This is a genomic window from Lysinibacillus sp. IITD104, assembly GCF_036698265.2.
GTDB classification, from domain to species: domain Bacteria; phylum Bacillota; class Bacilli; order Bacillales_A; family Planococcaceae; genus Lysinibacillus; species Lysinibacillus boronitolerans.
In genome coordinates this window covers 87,859-103,769 of sequence record NZ_JBAHYH020000001.1, presented here as the reverse complement: position 1 = coordinate 103,769, position 15,911 = coordinate 87,859, and the positions used below count along the sequence as shown (strand labels likewise).

At 35.2% G+C, this 15,911-nt stretch carries 18 protein-coding genes; 8 read left to right on the top strand and 10 right to left on the bottom strand.

The window, feature by feature from the left end; all coding sequences use genetic code 11:
* Positions 1 to 5 precede the first annotated feature (5 nt).
* Positions 6 to 2,747 (bottom strand): ATP-binding protein, encoded by a 2,742-nt coding sequence (locus V1L66_RS00490; protein WP_333005302.1) that lies wholly within the window; start codon positions 2,745 to 2,747, stop codon positions 6 to 8.
* A 184-nt stretch (positions 2,748 to 2,931) separates the two neighbouring features.
* Between V1L66_RS00490 and V1L66_RS00485 the strand changes: the two genes are divergently transcribed.
* The 5 genes from V1L66_RS00485 (at position 2,932) to V1L66_RS00465 (ending at position 6,110) form a co-directional block, all read left to right on the top strand.
* Entirely contained in the window at positions 2,932 to 4,122 is a 1,191-nt protein-coding gene (locus V1L66_RS00485) for a M14 family metallopeptidase (RefSeq protein WP_016992254.1), read from the top strand.
* Positions 4,123 to 4,306: 184 nt separating this feature from the next.
* A complete protein-coding gene (locus V1L66_RS00480; protein WP_004233468.1) occupies positions 4,307 to 4,636 on the top strand; it encodes a PadR family transcriptional regulator in 330 nt (109 codons plus the stop codon).
* Positions 4,633 to 5,040: a permease prefix domain 1-containing protein gene (locus V1L66_RS00475; RefSeq protein WP_036077859.1), complete on the top strand. Its 408-nt coding sequence runs from the start codon at positions 4,633 to 4,635 to the stop codon at positions 5,038 to 5,040. Before V1L66_RS00480 ends, V1L66_RS00475 begins: the two co-directional genes overlap by 4 nt.
* Before the next feature lie 2 nt (positions 5,041 to 5,042).
* Positions 5,043 to 5,699, top strand: coding sequence for a hypothetical protein (locus V1L66_RS00470; RefSeq protein ID WP_333005305.1), 657 nt, complete (start codon positions 5,043 to 5,045; stop codon positions 5,697 to 5,699).
* A gap of 117 nt (positions 5,700 to 5,816) precedes the next feature.
* The gene (locus V1L66_RS00465) at positions 5,817 to 6,110 is read left to right on the top strand and encodes a hypothetical protein (protein ID WP_333005307.1); all 294 of its coding nucleotides are present in this window, start codon (positions 5,817 to 5,819) and stop codon (positions 6,108 to 6,110) included.
* Between the two features lie 93 nt (positions 6,111 to 6,203).
* Here V1L66_RS00465 and V1L66_RS00460 read toward each other — a convergent pair whose 3' ends face one another.
* The 7 genes from V1L66_RS00460 to V1L66_RS00430 form a co-directional block, all read right to left on the bottom strand.
* Complete coding sequence (locus tag V1L66_RS00460) at positions 6,204 to 7,283, bottom strand: ankyrin repeat domain-containing protein (RefSeq protein ID WP_312125018.1); 1,080 nt, start codon at positions 7,281 to 7,283, stop codon at positions 6,204 to 6,206.
* Between the two features lie 246 nt (positions 7,284 to 7,529).
* Complete coding sequence (locus V1L66_RS00455; RefSeq protein ID WP_258860007.1) at positions 7,530 to 9,011, bottom strand: malate:quinone oxidoreductase; 1,482 nt, start codon at positions 9,009 to 9,011, stop codon at positions 7,530 to 7,532.
* Positions 9,012 to 9,400: 389 nt separating this feature from the next.
* A complete protein-coding gene (locus V1L66_RS00450) occupies positions 9,401 to 10,168 on the bottom strand; it encodes a nucleotidyltransferase domain-containing protein (RefSeq protein WP_258860008.1) in 768 nt (255 codons plus the stop codon).
* Positions 10,169 to 10,261: 93 nt separating this feature from the next.
* A complete protein-coding gene (locus V1L66_RS00445; protein WP_333005310.1) occupies positions 10,262 to 11,197 on the bottom strand; it encodes a hypothetical protein in 936 nt (311 codons plus the stop codon).
* Entirely contained in the window at positions 11,194 to 11,589 is a 396-nt protein-coding gene (locus V1L66_RS00440; protein ID WP_312125024.1) for a sigma-70 family RNA polymerase sigma factor, read from the bottom strand. Before V1L66_RS00440 ends, V1L66_RS00445 begins: the two co-directional genes overlap by 4 nt.
* Positions 11,541 to 11,750, bottom strand: coding sequence for a hypothetical protein (locus tag V1L66_RS00435; RefSeq protein WP_312125027.1), 210 nt, complete (start codon positions 11,748 to 11,750; stop codon positions 11,541 to 11,543). The genes V1L66_RS00440 and V1L66_RS00435 overlap by 49 nt, the downstream gene beginning before the upstream one ends.
* A 123-nt stretch (positions 11,751 to 11,873) precedes the next feature.
* Complete coding sequence (locus V1L66_RS00430) at positions 11,874 to 12,023, bottom strand: hypothetical protein (RefSeq protein ID WP_231595739.1); 150 nt, start codon at positions 12,021 to 12,023, stop codon at positions 11,874 to 11,876.
* A 155-nt stretch (positions 12,024 to 12,178) separates the two neighbouring features.
* On the opposite strand from V1L66_RS00430, the gene V1L66_RS00425 reads away from it, so the two are divergent.
* The gene (locus V1L66_RS00425) at positions 12,179 to 12,670 is read left to right on the top strand and encodes a hypothetical protein (protein ID WP_312125032.1); all 492 of its coding nucleotides are present in this window, start codon (positions 12,179 to 12,181) and stop codon (positions 12,668 to 12,670) included.
* Between the two features lie 59 nt (positions 12,671 to 12,729).
* On the opposite strand, the gene V1L66_RS00420 is transcribed toward V1L66_RS00425, so the two are convergent.
* On the bottom strand, positions 12,730 to 13,005 hold the full coding sequence (locus V1L66_RS00420; RefSeq protein ID WP_016992268.1) for a hypothetical protein: 276 nt from the start codon (positions 13,003 to 13,005) through the stop codon (positions 12,730 to 12,732).
* Between the two features lie 188 nt (positions 13,006 to 13,193).
* Positions 13,194 to 13,400, bottom strand: coding sequence for a hypothetical protein (locus V1L66_RS00415; protein WP_016992269.1), 207 nt, complete (start codon positions 13,398 to 13,400; stop codon positions 13,194 to 13,196).
* A gap of 234 nt (positions 13,401 to 13,634) precedes the next feature.
* Here V1L66_RS00415 and V1L66_RS00410 point away from each other — a divergent pair, with 234 nt between their 5' ends.
* Positions 13,635 to 14,366 carry a GntR family transcriptional regulator gene (locus tag V1L66_RS00410; RefSeq protein ID WP_036077885.1) on the top strand — a complete coding sequence of 244 codons (732 nt, stop codon included), beginning with the start codon at positions 13,635 to 13,637 and terminating at the stop codon, positions 14,364 to 14,366.
* Positions 14,359 to 15,900: a gluconokinase gene (gene gntK, locus V1L66_RS00405; protein WP_312125034.1), complete on the top strand. Its 1,542-nt coding sequence runs from the start codon at positions 14,359 to 14,361 to the stop codon at positions 15,898 to 15,900. The genes V1L66_RS00410 and gntK overlap by 8 nt, the downstream gene beginning before the upstream one ends.
* Positions 15,901 to 15,911: the final 11 nt, after the last annotated feature.

Sequence of the window (15,911 nt, the reverse complement as noted above, 5' to 3'; positions counted from 1 at the left end):
GTTCATTAACTCCCCTTAGAAACCAACCATACTCTTAAAACGGATATTAATTGATCTAAATTCAATGGCTTACTAATATAATCAGATGCACCAGCCTGCAGTGATTTATCACGATCATTTTTCATCGCTTTAGCAGTCAATGCAATGATTGGCAAATCGATACGTTTCATTTGCTGACGAATAATAGTCATCGCTTCATAGCCATCCATATTAGGCATCATTATATCCATTAGAACAAGATCGATATCTGGATTAGCCTGCAAGACCTCTAAACATTCTAGCCCATCTTTGGCAACTAGAATGTGCATGCCTCTTTTTTCTAATGCCGTTTTCAACGCATAAATATTACGGTTATCATCATCAACTATTAAAATATTTTTCCCTTGAAACACCTCAACCTCATGTTGAAGGGCTTCTTCCATTGCTAATGGCTGCTCTTTTATTTGTTCCTCTTCCACCGTCGTAACAGCCACTTCGTTCATGGCAAGCTTTTGGCAATGCTCCTCTTCAATTCCATTTGGTAGGCTTGGAAGCGTTAACGTAAAGCTACTACCTTGTCCTTCAGTACTTTGTAATGTAATCCAGCCACCAAGTAATTTTGCAAATTCCTTACAAATAGAAAGGCCTAGACCTGTTCCACCATATTTTCGGACCGTAGCTCCATCTGCTTGCTGGAATGATTCAAAAATCAGCTGGTGTTTGTCTTTTGGAATACCTATTCCTGTATCTGAAACAGTAATTTCTAACCAATCCGTACTTATATCCTGCATATTGTTTGTTAGTTGTTGTGGTGCAAGCTGGTTAATATCTAATGTGACAGATCCCTGCTCAGTAAATTTAAAGGCATTCGATAATAAATTCTTTAAGATTTGCTGGAATCTCTTCTCATCCGTATAGAATACATCCACTACATGATCTGCCTTTGAAATATGGAATGCTAAGTTTTTTTTCATCGCAACTGGTGCAAAGGTATGTTCAATTTGCACAGGTACTTCGCTCATATTCACTTCATTAAAAATAATATCAAGCTTCCCTGCCTCAACTTTAGATAAATCTAATATGTCATTGATTAGAGCAAGTAAGTCCTCTCCAGAGGAATGAATAACCTTAGCAAACTCTGCTTCCTCGTCGGTTAGGTTGTGCTGGCTATTTTCTGCTAGCATCTCCGATAGGATTAGTATGCTATTCAAAGGTGTTCTTAATTCATGTGACATATTCGCTAAAAATTCGGATTTGTAATTGGAGTTAAGGATAAGCTGCTCTGCACTTTCTTCTAATTCCTTCTTCGCTTTCTCTAGCTCTCTTGATTTTGACTCTGCCTCCTTCGTGCGCTCTTCAAGCTGCTCATTAATCATTGTCAGCTCTTCCGTCTGCATTTGTAATTCCTCAGATTGTGTCTGAAGCTCTTCTGATTGAACCTGTAATTCCTCAGTCATTGCTCTCGATTCATTCAATAGACGAACAATTTCCATACGCCCTAAAACGCTATTCACTGTTAGCCCAAAGGTTTCAGTGACCTGTCTCACTAATTCTTGCTGTAACTTACTGAACTTAGCCATTGTCGCTATTTCAACAACCGCTATGACTTCATTTTCAAAAATGACAGGAATCAATAAAATATTTTGTGGTTTAATTTCACCTAATCCAGTTTTGATTAAACGATAATCTCGCGGAATATTATCATAGAATAGTACTCTCTTTTCTAATGCACATTGACCGATTAACCCTTGTCCTATTTTGAAACTCTCCATACCAACACAATCATCCGTATCAGCAAAAGCAGCCTTTTTCACAAACTGTACTTGGTTCTCTGTTACTTCCCGAACATAAAATGCGCCAAGGGATGCTTGGGTTTTCTGTGCGACTTCTGATAGGAAGGTCTCCGCCAATTTGGTAATGGCCGAAATACCTTGATAATTTGTCACGATTTCAGCAACATTGCTTTGTAGCCATTCTCTCTTTTCGACTGACTCTAAGAGTATATTGGTTGCATTAGCAAGTTCATTCACTTCATCGTTTGTATTGACGTGGATTCTTCTCTTGAAATCACCTTTAGTAGCTGCTATTTCTTGAATTGTTTGTGTTACTTCCGTTATCGTTTTTACAATGGAACGGGATATGCCACTTGCAATGGCAATGGCTATTGTAGAAACTAAAATTAAGATCCCAAATAAAGCACTTGTTAATCTACTATTTTGCTTGTCTAACTGTCTTACCTTCGCCTGTGTATAAGCATTTTCAGTGGCGCGGAATGAATCAAATAATTTGCGCATTTTCTCCATATCCTGACGACCATTATCTACTCTAAAAAAATCATTTAATGCTTCTACATTATTATCCTTTTTAAGTTGAATAGTTGGTTCGCCTGAAGTTGCAATCCAATGTTCAATTGTTTCCTCTATCTCCTTTAATTTGTCCTGCTGAGTTGGTTTACCTTCCATTTGCTGATAGAGCTCATTAAAATCTATTTTCCAATTTTCAGCTGCATTATCATAGGGTTCCAGATAACTTTGCTTACCTGTAATGATGAAAGCACGCTGACTCGATTCCATATCCAATATATATTTTTCAATTTCATTCGTTAAAGTTAGAACATTAGAATCATACTTAATAATAAAATTTCTTTCCTTTTGCAAAGATGTAATTTGATTATTTAATATGACAACCGTCGCAAGTAAGCAAAGAATGATTACGATATAACCTAATGTAATCTTTGAGCGTATACCCATTTTTAATCTATTTAACATTTGGTTTTCCTACCCTTACCTTTCTTTTACTTTAATATTATTACTAGTATACATCTAAAAATAACTCATTTTATTGTCTTTTAGATTCTTAATAAAGAAATTTTGCTGATTTTGTATTAATAAGTCTATGCATTTTTCATATACATTTTATATTGAACCATTTCGAATTAAGGAGAGAAAACATGTGGATATTATCGTAAGGCCAGGAAATTCACTTTGGCAATTCAGTGAGGTATTTAAAATTCCTCTTCAACTCATTTTAGATTCTAATGAAAATATAAATCCCCAATTTTTAAGAGTTGGACAACGGGTCCGTATACCTGGTTTTGTGACCAACAACTATCAAATTAAACAAGGAGATTCTTTTTGGCAGATTGCCCAGAGCCGAAACCTTCCCTTAGTCGCCCTATTGCTTGTTAATCCTGATCTCAATCCAAATCGATTACAAATCGGTCAAATGATTCGCATACCCCAACGTATCACATGGCGTTTAGTTGAAGGTAAGCAAAATTACACGTATACCCATATGATGAACGATCTCAGAAAGCTCCTTGACGCATATCCTTTTCTTCATAGCTCTAACATTGGCAACTCCGTTTTAGGGAAAGAGCTACCTGAGCTGTCAATTGGCCATGGTGCAAAACGTGTACACTATAATGGCTCCTTCCATGCGAACGAATGGATTACTACACCTATTATTCTAACATTTTTAAATGACTATTTGCTCGCCCTCACCAATCAAAGTAGTATTCGTGGAATTTCTCCATTTTCTCTTTATCAGCAAACATTCCTTTCTATTGTACCTATGGTAAATCCTGATGGAGTAGATTTAGTAATACAAGGCCCACCAAATGATGAAGCATTAAGAAATCAACTAATTGCATGGAATAATGATAGCGCTGATTTTTCTGGCTGGAAAGCAAACATTCATGGAATTGATTTAAATGACCAATTCCCTGCCAAATGGGAGCTTGAAAGTGCCCGTAATCCAAAAACCCCAGGGCCAAGAGATTATGGTGGGGAAAGACCATTATCAGAACCTGAAGCCATTGCAATGGCTGATTTGACCAAGCAACGTGATTTTTCAAGAGTATTAGCCTTTCATACACAGGGACGCGTTATCTATTGGGGCTTTGAAAATCTAGAGCCCCCCGAATCAGAGGTTCTTGTAAATGAATTTAGTAGAGTAAGTGGCTATGAGCCCATTCAATCTGCTGGAAGCTATGCTGGTTATAAGGATTGGTTTATTCAGGATTGGCGTAGACCAGGCTTCACCGTTGAATTAGGAAGTGGTACAAATCCTTTGCCAATCAGTCAGTTCGATGACATTTACGAGGAGTCTTTAGGGATTTTCCTTGCTGCATTGTATATGTAAAAAGAATAGACGAACTCCATTCGCTAAGAAATTGTCCTTATGGGCTTTTTAGCGAATGGAGTTTTTTTTATAGGAAGGTCTCATCATCATTGTAAAAAAAGGGGAATAAATTACTTTGACAGGTAGAGTAATGTTTGCTATTATTACTCTGACAGATAGAGCAATAAAATAAAGTAGGTGACTTATGGTTCGCAGTGATATTATCCGAGGACATTTGGATTCGATTATTTTACGGTTAATTTCAGAAAAAGACCGTTATGGCTACGAAATTTCTCAGGAAATAAGTCTCCGTACAAACAATCGGTTTCAAATAAAGGAAGCAACTTTGTATGCTGTTTTTCAACGTCTCGAAAAAAAGGAAATTATTGAAGCCTATTATGGAGATGTCTCACATGGAGGCAAAAGAAAGTATTACCGTATTACCTCATTAGGTAAGGCCTATTTAAATGAGCTAGTGAAAGAATGGTCGGAAGTAAAGGAAATAATCGATTTATTTATGGAGGGCTTAGAATGAAAAGAATAAAAAACCATATTGATGAGCTTTTTAAAGACATTCCTCGAAATAACGAAACGGAAATGGTTAAACAAGAAATCATTGAAAATCTTGAAGAAAAGGTATTTTACTTGATGGACCAAGGTAAAGAACAAGAGGATGCCATTAATAAAGCCATCGTAGAATTCGGAGATATTGAAGACTTAAAGCACGAATTGGGTGTTAAAGAGCCAGCAAAGAAAAACATGGCCAAATTAAACTTAGAGTTCTCGATTTGGGGTAGTGCCTTAATCATTGCATTTTTTATTTTTATTAATCTTTATTACACACCACACACTATTTGGGCGATCTATCCGATTTTCGCAATACTTTGGTGGCCTTTATCAATGTACTTTGTGTGGTCCCGTAAGAAATGGGGTGAATGAACATGAGGAACTTTATTAACTTTTCTATAGCAGGGAGCTTGATGACAATGGTTTTTTTAGGAATTGTTAATTATACGACATCTCCTCAAACAATGTGGTTTGTATATCCATGCTTATTGCTACTACTTTGGCCCATTACTTTATTCTTTATGGCTAAAAAATTGTATAAACAATACTCCATTGTTTGTAGTGCCTTGATTATTGCGTTTCTAATAATTGAAAATTATATTTACGCACCCAATCATTTATGGTTTGTCTACGCTATTTATCCAATTATCTGGTGGCCCATCCTTATGTATTTAGATGAAAAGGCTAAAACGTTAAAAACAGCACTAATTGGGTGTGCTTCTACAATCATCTATTACACTATACTGAATATAATTGTATCTCCTCAATACCCTTGGGCAATCTATCCTGCCTTTTTAGTGATATGGTGGCCTCTAGCTTTATATCACGCGCAACGAAAAACCTTTGTAGCATTCTCCGTTACAGCTACGATACTAATTAGTATCTTTTTCATTACCGTAAATGTTGTTTCTTCACCAAGCGTTATATGGGCGATCTACCCTATTTTTATTACACTATGGTGGCCTCTAAGTATGTATTTTTATGTGTATAAAAGAAGAATGTATCATGCTACCTTTGCGAAACGCATGTAAGAAGGTTTAGTATGTAAAACAATAAAAAATTCATTTAATAAAATAATTCTACACTTGGTACCATTCATTTAATTGCTATATAATTTAATTATTAAATATTTTAGCGGACGTGATTATATGGCAGAAAACCTAGACAATGTAGAAATTATTATGAAAGAAATGCTAGAAATACAGCAGAAATCGAAAATGTTTGTTGATCTTTTATCTGAAGGAGAAGCGTTATCACAAAAACTCGCTGGCTTTCTACGAACATTTGGAGTCGATCAAATTAAAATGGGTATTTGGTATGGCGTAGACCTTCCTGTTATGTTTAGCATCCCCTTTGCCCTGTTAGTCGCACTACTGTTGTTCTTTTGTGCCACATATATTAAACGTTCTATTGTTTTTTGTTTGTCAATTATTCGTATATAGAGCAATAAAAAGTAAGCATATTTTCTGGATAGAATATGCTTACTCTCATCGACTTTTAAATTGAATAGCAGGAAGCTCATTTAATAAGTATCGCTAAAGCTCTCCTTCAAGAAAACGGATAAGGTATATTTCAGGTCTAGCAATAAATTCTTTAAAACTACATAAATTAGTATACTCCTCATGCTCCACATCATAGCACCCTATTTGGCCCTCTCCTTTTGGGTTCCAGGCTATATGCAAATCAGAGTAATTGTCGATATTTGCGGAAAGAAGGAGGAGCTTTCTATGACCTAGCTTCATCTCAATTGTATCGGTTAGTTGGAAAAAATCGATATAGTGAATGTTGTAATCATTTGGTGCAAGCTCTAGATGCAATCGATCTCCTGTCAGAAAATTAACCAATTCATCTGGTAACTTGTATTTTTTCAATCTCTCTTTTTTGTTTTCAATAGTATGAAGTTCTATAGGTTCTAGAGCCTTTAAATAATTTGCTAGTTCCCTATTTTTCATACGTACTGCAATTGTATAAGCTCTCTCACCATCTTTCTCTGCTAAAGTGAGATTTGCCCCTCGTTCAATCAAATATTTCACCATAGCTATATTACCCATTCGTGCTGCAACTGTTAATGGAGTTGCTCCATAGGGATAGACCATATCAGGCTGTTGGTAATTAATATCTACTCCGTGATCAAGTAAAAAAGTGACTGTTTTCATGTCGAAATTCGACACAGCCTGACGCAATACAGCACCTCCATGCTGCTTTATATCAAGCCCAAGTTCTTGAATAAGAGGGATATTTCTTTTATTGCCAAAGTAAGCCTGAGAATAGGCCCCAGATCCAACTTGATTATAGCCATCTAATTTCGCTCCTTGTTCAACAAGGTAACGTACTATTTCCTCATTACAATATCGAACAGCTCTTAAAAATGCAGGATTTTTTTCAACATTTAAATTGACCCCATCTTCAACTAATAATTTTACTACATCAAATCTTTGTGTAATCAATGCTAAATCCAACGGGCTTAATGATGTATGCTGACTTAAACATATCTTTTCTTCAATATTCCAGCCTTTATCCCTCGCAGCCTGCAAAGCATTGACATTACCAGTATAGATATACATTGCAAGCTCTGGTAGTTCTGGAAATGTTCCAATACCTTGTAGCTTAATCATCTATAGATTTGCTCCCTTCTTATTTTTATACAAAGTATAGAAAACTACCGTTTATATAACAATGGTACATAGAGCTATAGTGTTATAAAATACAGGGCAAGATTTATATTAAATTTGTTGGTTCTTTTATTAAAAAGAAGGCAATTGGATTTAAAATTTCCCAGGAAAGAATTTATTCAAATTAAAAAGAGCTCTCAATCAGAATAGATTGAGAGCTCTTTCTTAAACGCTTACCATGACTTATTTTTATTTTAAGCCAAGTGCTTTATCTGTTGTTGCATTTATTTCTTTTAGAAGCTCAGGGTTTTCTGCTAATGATAGACCATAAGATGGAATCATTTCTTTAATTTTCGGTTCCCACTCCTTGATATGTTGAGGGAAACATTTATTAAGAACCTCAAGCATAACATGTACAGCCGTAGATGCACCTGGTGAAGCTCCTAGTAAAGCTGCAATCGAGCCATCAGAAGCACTTACAACTTCTGTACCGAATTGAAGTGTTCCTTTACCACCAGCTTCTGTATCTTTAATTACTTGTACACGTTGACCAGCTACGATAATATCCCAATCATCACTTTTTGCATTTGGAATGAACTCACGTAACTCTTCCATACGTTGTTCTTTTGAAAGCATAAGCTGTTGAATTAAATACTTTGTTAAGCCCATCTCTTTCACGCCCGCAGCTAATAAAGTTGTGATATTATGCGGTTTTACAGAAGCAAATAAATCCATATTTGAGCCTGTTTTTAAGAACTTAGGTGAAAAACCTGCGAATGGTCCAAATAGTAGTGATTTTTTATTATCAATATAACGTGTATCAAGATGCGGTACTGACATTGGTGGAGCACCAACTTTTGCTTTTCCATACACTTTTGCATGATGCTTTTCAGCTACTTCTGGATTATTACATTGTAAGAATAGACCACTAATTGGGAATCCACCAATATGTTTTCCTTCAGGAATACCAGATTTTTGTAGTAATTCTAGGCTTCCTCCACCAGCTCCAAGGAAGACAAATTTTGCTGAATGATATTCCATTTTACAGCCGTCTAAATCGTGCACGCGTACTTCCCATGTACCATCACTAGCTTGTTTTAAACTTTCAACACTATGATTGTAGTTAACATCTACATCTTTTGCTTTTAAGTGATCAATTAACATACGTGTTAAAGCACCAAAGTTAACATCTGTACCAGTGTCAATTTTCGTTGCAGCAATGTCTTCACCTGCAGGACGATTTTCCATGATAAGTGGAATCCATTTTTTTAGAGTTTCAGGGTCATTAGAAAATTCCATTCCTTCAAATAAAGGATTTTTTGTCATCGTTTCATGACGTTTCTTTAGAAACTCAACATTTTCTTTCCCCTGTACTAAACTCATATGTGGTAAAGGCATAATGAAGTCTTGTGGATTATTGATCAGCTTATTGTTTACAAGATACGACCAAAACTGTCTTGAAACATGGAACTGTTCATTAACATTAATCGCTTTTTTGATATCGATTGATCCGTCTTTTTTCTCTGATGTGTAGTTCAGCTCACATAATGCAGCATGTCCAGTTCCCGCATTGTTTAATTCGTGAGAACTTTCTTCGCCCGCTTTTTCAAGCTTTTCAAACACTGTAATTTTCCAATCTGGTGCTAATTCTTTGAGTAATGTTCCCAAAGTTGCACTCATGATTCCGGCACCAATTAAGATAACATCTGATTTAATTTGTCTGTTACTCATTTTTACCTTCCTTATATATTAAGATTTGCAGAAAGGATGTAAGCACTCCCGCTTTAGAAGTACTGTAGCCATGGAGCAACCTCGGAGCACACCATTTCTGTATCAATTATTACCTTATTGCAGTTTATCACAATTAGTTCAAGAATAAAATATCAACTATTTATATGAGAGTTATCAGCTTTTTTCGAGCCTTTCCAATCATAATTCAAGCAAAAAAATGACTTTTTGTTCTAGATAAAATTTGAATTATTTAAGCTTATTGGAATAATCGGCCTAAAAATGGTTGACATTTTCATAAAAAATAGGTTCTTTTTATTATTATATCTGTATAATAACATACAAATATGAAGCTCGTCTTGTATTTGAACTAACTTTCCTTTCCCCAAAGATTAACTATCGATTGGGGATTTTATATGCCAGCCATCTATATGAAAACCGCCCATTTGTATGAACACATACTCCACTACTGCTTCATATAACGCCATCATTTTTTCAGCATTGTCCTCTTGCATTGCTCTCATAAAAATTTCTCTAAAGTCCTCATCTGGAAATGCTGACTTACTATATTTTTGTAGGTAAATTGGATCTTCAAGATAGGCATAGATTTGATAAAAGGGTATCGTTTCTAGATTTAAAAACTGACAGTATGCCAAAAATAAATTGGCTAATGAGTTATGGTAGGTAAAGGAAAAGTCCATTCTATCATGCTCATAACAATCCTTTAAATTATCTAGTGCATCCCATAATTCATATTTTTTTAATTCTAAGACCGTTTTATTCATTGTGTTATATTTTTCTTTTAGCCATTCCCCTGCTTCAAATTTTAAATCTTTTACTATTCCAGTATAATCAAATATAATTCTACCTGTTTTAAATTGGACCATCGACATGGTTCTTCTTTTTTTAAAATCATCTTGGAAATACCCACGAATTTGACTTGGTGGATTTGCAAAGTATTCAATTAAAAAACCATCAATAACACGATTCCCTCTTTCCCTCCACCCCACATTATCCGCCAAAATAATATGGACATCGATATCAGAGCGCTTGGATGGATTTCCAGTAATATAGCTCCCACATACGAGTGCTCCTACAACTTCCTCTTTATCTTGCCATTCTTTCAGGAATATTTCTAAGGCTATTTTCCATTTTGCCATTGATCGTTCACTCCCTTTTTAATTGATTTATTTCTACAATACTATTGAAAAAACAGAAAACCTTTAATACATTTTCTGTTTTTTATCTACTTCTTATTTAATTTCTTTAACAGTTAATTTCTTTTGGCTAACTTCATAAGTTACTACTACATTTTTAATAATCGCCGTATCATCATAGGAGAGACTAGCTTCAAATTCTATTGTAGCATCACCCTTCCATCTAAGATGATCCACATAGCTATAGTTTTCATGATCTGTTCGAATCCAAGTATCCATCCCTTGCTCAGCACCATATTTAACCCTTGAAGATTCTACTAACTCTGGGCTTACCATTCGCTCTTCCACATTGATGACTTCAACAAATTCACTTTTATTAGAATTCGTAACAATAGCAATTAATTTATGATCAGGTGAAGGGATAATTTCTTTTATATACATTGATGGACTGGAGAAGCTAGAATATGCCTCTAGCACATCGTCTTTTATCCGCCAAAGAACATTTTGACTGCCGTAATCAGAATAATTATTGAATAAAGTAAAGAAGACGCTCCCATCTGCTAATTTATATACATCCTGACTTTCAAAGCTCCCTGATAAAATATCTACTGCAAAAATAGCCGCATTTGCAATTTTTTCGTTATCACTTTGTATAAATGGCTGAATAGCCTTTAACGCCTTATTTCTCAACTTTTCATCATTATAGCTCTCTACTAGTCTATTTATGGCAATATAGATATACTCCTCTTTGTCACTATCTAGAGCTTTTAGAAATTTATCTGCATCATATTGTGTAGCTGACATTAATTCCATATCCTCTGTTGATAAATAACGAATATAAAGCTCATTATTTTGATGTTTATAGTAAGCTGCTGCTATTGTGGCAGTAGAAATTGAGCTTACGATCATCATACCTATTACCACAGCGAGCCATTTTTTAGAAAAACTTTTTTTCTTTTCTCCATAGTTGGCTACTTCAATTAATTCTTCCTCTATAAATCCAATTTCACGATATAACTCCTCTTTTTTCATATATATAACCCCTCGCTTTTCAAATAAAATCTTAGTTTATTACGTGTCCTAAATAAATTCGACTTTACTTTACTACTACTCATTTGAAAGTGTAAGGAAATATCTTTTATTGAATAGGAGTACCAATATCGCTGAATAAATATATTTCTAGATTGTTCATCTAAGGTATATAAAAATTGGCTAATGTATTGAGCAAGTTCACCCGCTTCATAGGATGTTTCTACCGTATGAGAAGAAGCTAGACATTCTTCCAGCTCTGTGAGAATGACCTCAAACTCATTATTTCTTTTTTGGGCTGTATTATAGCTATGTTTATCAAGTGCAATATTTCGTATGATTCTCCCTAAAAAATAGATAGTTTTCTTGGTATTTGTGGAGGGATTGTGTTCCATGCAGCTAGGTAGGCATCATTTTCACATTCTTCAACATCCCTCAAATTTGCCAAGATTCTTCTTGCTATTACTCTACAGTATGCTCCATATTTTTTTCTTGTTTCCAAAATAGCCTGCTGTGAGCGTTGTATATATAAAGCAACTATTTTTTCATCGTCCATTTGCATTTTCTCCTTTTATGTACTCTTACTTATAAAGTAGATAATCCAAACAATTGGTTGCATGTTGTGGCAAAAATTCTGCTAATGAAAAAACCGCACTCTTTAGGTACGGTTCTCCACATTTCAAAATAAATTAGATAAAAATGTTTGTATTGATGTAGGTAATAGCTGAAAGAATAATCCTTCATATTTAATATCCAGTATACCAGCGACGACAATAACAACGAAAATTAACAATAGAAAGATTTTCTTATTTTTAGAAATCCAATTCAATAGCTGCCACTCCTCTGACATAATAGTAAGCATGTTAAGTATAAGTTGATTGCTATCAAATAGCATCCTATTAATTGTCTGTCACCTTATTTTACAATGCTACATAAATTAAAATGATACGCTAAAAACGAGAAATATGTAAGAAGGGAATGGCTATGGTCAATTTTAAATCTTTTCGAGGTGTCATTACTCAGATCAGTGATTTTCCTGTTGGGCAAAACGGAGATAAGAACGGTTGTTATAAAATGATGACCTTAGAAGATGGTGCTGGAAGGGTCGTCAATTTTATTATTTCTCCCTCCACCTATTTTGTTAATCGTGAAATTGTAACAACTGGTGAATGGGTAACAGGATATTATGATGGAGATGCGCCTGTTCCAATGATTTACCCACCACAATATCGTGCTTTAATTATTGTCAAAGAAAGCAATTATCAAAATGTAAAGGTAGATTTCTTTAATCAACAATTACTGAGTAGTGATGGACAATTACAATTAAACCTTTCTCCTACAACGATTATTTCACTTAAAAATGGGCAGCCTTTTTCCAATAGTCCTGCCAATCGAAACCTCATTGTTGTTTATGGCCCTACCACTAGGAGTATTCCTGCTCAAACCACTCCCTATGAAATCATTGTTTGGTGTTAATTTAATCAAAACAACGGCTTAAGCCTCACTACGTGAATTTAAGCCGTTGTTGACTGTTATTATTTATTCATATCATTTTTCATTTCATGTAATTGTTGTTTAATTTGCTCTAGATTTTCTTTATTTTGCTGAACAGTATCCAAATGTTCACCATATTGTTCTGCATTGAAACGTGCATTTTCAGCATGCTTAATCTGATTAAATGCATGTTCTATTGCTATTTCCTCTGGATGTGACTTTGCATGCTTTAATAGTCGATCCGCCTTTTGCACAGAGTTACTAAACAATGTGCTAGGATGGTCCTGCTTCCAACTTGTATCGGAGTGCTTAGCCAATGTATATATCTCCCTTCATAAAAAAGTTTTCATTGTTCTAGATGTAGTATTAAGAAATGCTTTGAAAATATGTATGGAAGAAAATAACGTGAAGTTGCTAAACACAATATTTCCCAGGCTATAATCAAAGAACTAAGGCTCATGCCTTAGTCCTCCTCTCAATGTAATGAATAGTTGTCAAATATAAATTAGTGCCATGCAGTCCTCTCACTGACTGGTTGCTTGATATCTGTTTTTCCTTGTGTTTCAGCAAAGTTATTGATTTGTGCTGAAGATGAATCAAGCTCAAATTCAGTACCAAACTCCTCACGATGAAGTGTCTGACGCTGTTGATTTGTTTTATTTGCACTTTTCGTATCATTTGATTTGTTACGATTTGTATTCATATTTGACATAACCATCCTTCATCGATTATTTGAAAAGCTTTAAAACCTTGTATATGTTTTATAAACTTTTCATTCTAAAGTTTGTCCAAGGAGGAAAAAAGAATGTGCATTAATTATTTTATTTAGCTAAGTATAAAGTTGAGGCTTTTTCAATTTTTGATTGTTAGTAAGTCGCTTGCAATCTTATTTTCTTTCTGACTATAATACTTGTATACAAGTATACTCAAATAAAAAGGTGATAGTATGAGCGAATATAATGATTATTTATATCCACAAAAGTGGCTTTCTAAGGCTTCAACAGGTGATCGCGTAGCATATGAACTTAGAATGCGTATTATTTCAGGTTTAATTGAAAGCGGTACCATTCTTTCGGAAAACAAACTAGCAGCTGATTTTGAAGTAAGTCGTTCACCCATTCGTGAAGCCTTAAGAATTTTAGCTTCTGAAAATATCATTCGATTAGAAAAAATGGGTGCTGTTGTCATTGGTTTATCAGAAAAAGAAATAGAGGAAATTTATGATGTTCGCTTGCTAATTGAAACATTCGTGTTTGAACGTCTGATTAAAATGGATACAACAAACTTAGCACTGGAGCTTAGCAAAACGTTAGAAATGATGAAAGTTGCCATTAAATACAATGATGCGGATGAATTTTCCTATCAGGATGTTATGTTCCACGAGACTATTATTCGCTCTATTGGGCATTCCTATATCACCATGATTTGGAATAATTTAAAGCCAGTAATGGAAGGCTTGATTTTGCTATCTATGCGTATGCGCTTCAAAGAAAAATATGAGGATTTTACTCGCATTGTGAAAAATCACGAACTATATATTGATGCTATTAGAGCAAAAGACCGAGAGCTCATGATTAAATCCCTTCATGAAAATTTTGATGATGTTCAAGGCAAAGTAGAAGATTTATGGCGGTCACAGCAAATGCTATCTAAAGGGGTTGAGCCACAAAATGACTAACTATATGTTAGGTGTTGATATAGGGACTACTAGCACAAAAGCAGTGTTATTTAGTGAACATGGGAAGGTTATTCAACAAGAAAATATCGGGTATCCATTATATACACCGGATATTTCGACAGCAGAACAAAATCCAGAAGAAATCTTTCAAGCTGTACTGCAAGCCATTTCTAACATTATGAAAGTCCATTCAGATAAATTATTATTATTTGTGTCCTTTAGTAGTGCTATGCATAGTGTAATCGCCATAGACGAAAATGATCTACCGTTAACACCCGTTATTACATGGGCTGATAATCGTAGTGAAGCATGGGCACATAAAATTAAAGATGACTGGAATGGTCATGAAATTTATAAAAGAACAGGTACACCTATTCATCCAATGTCACCACTAAGCAAAATTACTTGGCTTGTGCATGAACATCCTGAAATCGCCCGCAAAACAAAGAAATATATCGGTATTAAAGAATACATTTTTAAAAAGTTTTTTGATCAATATGTCGTCGATTATTCATTAGCTTCGTGTATGGGTATGATGAATCTCCACACATTAGATTGGGACGAAGAAGCTTTAGCTGTTGCAGGTATTACAAAAGCACAATTATCAACACTCGTACCAACAACTCAACTATTTTTGAATTGTAATGACCTTTTAGCTAAACAAATTGGTATTGACCCACACACACCTTTTGTCATTGGTGCAAGTGATGGTGTGCTCTCTAATCTAGGTGTGAACGCCATTCGTGAAGGTGAAATTGCTGTCACTATTGGGACAAGCGGAGCTATTCGCACTATTATTGATAAGCCTAAAACTGATGTGAAAGGTAGAATTTTCTGCTATGCCTTAACAGAGAATCATTGGGTTATTGGTGGACCCGTAAACAATGGCGGTATGGTGCTTCGCTGGATTCGAGATGAATTTGCTTCATCCGAAATTGAAACAGCCAAGAGACTAGGGATTGATCCATATGAAGTATTGACCAAAATTGCGGAACGTGTAAGACCGGGTGCTGATGGACTGCTATTCCATCCTTATTTATCAGGTGAACGTGCACCTTTATGGAATCCAGATGTGCGCGGTTCATTTTTTGGTTTAACCATGTCTCATAAAAAAGAACATATGATACGAGCGGCACTGGAAGGGGTTATCTACAATTTATATACGGTCTATTTAGCATTATTGGAATGCATGGAAAGCCCCGTCACTCGTATTCAGGCAACAGGTGGTTTTTCACGCTCTGAGATTTGGAGACAAATGATGGCGGATATTTTTGAATCCGAAGTGGTAGTTCCTGAAAGCTATGAAAGCTCCTGTCTTGGCGCTTGTATTTTAGGCTTATATGCTATGGGAAAAATCGATTCCTTTGACGTGGTCGCTGACATGGTTGGTGACACTTATAAACATACGCCTATTGAAGAGGCGGCCAAAGAATATAGACAGCTGCTCCCAATTTTCATTCGTTTATCTAGAGTATTAGCAGACGACTATACGTCAATTGCTCAATATCAAAGGAGCTTAATTAAGCCCGACTAAAGAGGAGGAGA

Excerpts from the sequence above, each read along its gene's own strand:
- V1L66_RS00475 (WP_036077859.1), top strand. The coding sequence starts at position 4,633 with ATGAAAAGAATAAAAAACCATATTGATGAGCTTTTTAAAGACATTCCT.
- V1L66_RS00445 (WP_333005310.1), bottom strand. The coding sequence starts at position 11,197 with ATGAAAAAAGAGGAGTTATATCGTGAAATTGGATTTATAGAGGAAGAA.
- V1L66_RS00440 (WP_312125024.1), bottom strand. The coding sequence starts at position 11,589 with ATGGAACACAATCCCTCCACAAATACCAAGAAAACTATCTATTTTTTA.
- V1L66_RS00410 (WP_036077885.1), top strand. The coding sequence starts at position 13,635 with ATGAGCGAATATAATGATTATTTATATCCACAAAAGTGGCTTTCTAAG.
- gntK (WP_312125034.1), top strand. The coding sequence starts at position 14,359 with ATGACTAACTATATGTTAGGTGTTGATATAGGGACTACTAGCACAAAA.
- V1L66_RS00425 (WP_312125032.1), top strand. The coding sequence starts at position 12,179 with ATGGTCAATTTTAAATCTTTTCGAGGTGTCATTACTCAGATCAGTGAT.
- V1L66_RS00450 (WP_258860008.1), bottom strand. The coding sequence starts at position 10,168 with ATGGCAAAATGGAAAATAGCCTTAGAAATATTCCTGAAAGAATGGCAA.
- V1L66_RS00455 (WP_258860007.1), bottom strand. The coding sequence starts at position 9,011 with ATGAGTAACAGACAAATTAAATCAGATGTTATCTTAATTGGTGCCGGA.
- V1L66_RS00465 (WP_333005307.1), top strand. The coding sequence starts at position 5,817 with ATGGCAGAAAACCTAGACAATGTAGAAATTATTATGAAAGAAATGCTA.
- V1L66_RS00470 (WP_333005305.1), top strand. The coding sequence starts at position 5,043 with ATGAGGAACTTTATTAACTTTTCTATAGCAGGGAGCTTGATGACAATG.
- V1L66_RS00435 (WP_312125027.1), bottom strand. The coding sequence starts at position 11,750 with ATGGACGATGAAAAAATAGTTGCTTTATATATACAACGCTCACAGCAG.
- V1L66_RS00460 (WP_312125018.1), bottom strand. The coding sequence starts at position 7,283 with ATGATTAAGCTACAAGGTATTGGAACATTTCCAGAACTACCAGAGCTT.
- V1L66_RS00415 (WP_016992269.1), bottom strand. The coding sequence starts at position 13,400 with ATGTCAAATATGAATACAAATCGTAACAAATCAAATGATACGAAAAGT.
- V1L66_RS00490 (WP_333005302.1), bottom strand. The coding sequence starts at position 2,747 with ATGTTAAATAGATTAAAAATGGGTATACGCTCAAAGATTACATTAGGT.
- V1L66_RS00480 (WP_004233468.1), top strand. The coding sequence starts at position 4,307 with ATGGTTCGCAGTGATATTATCCGAGGACATTTGGATTCGATTATTTTA.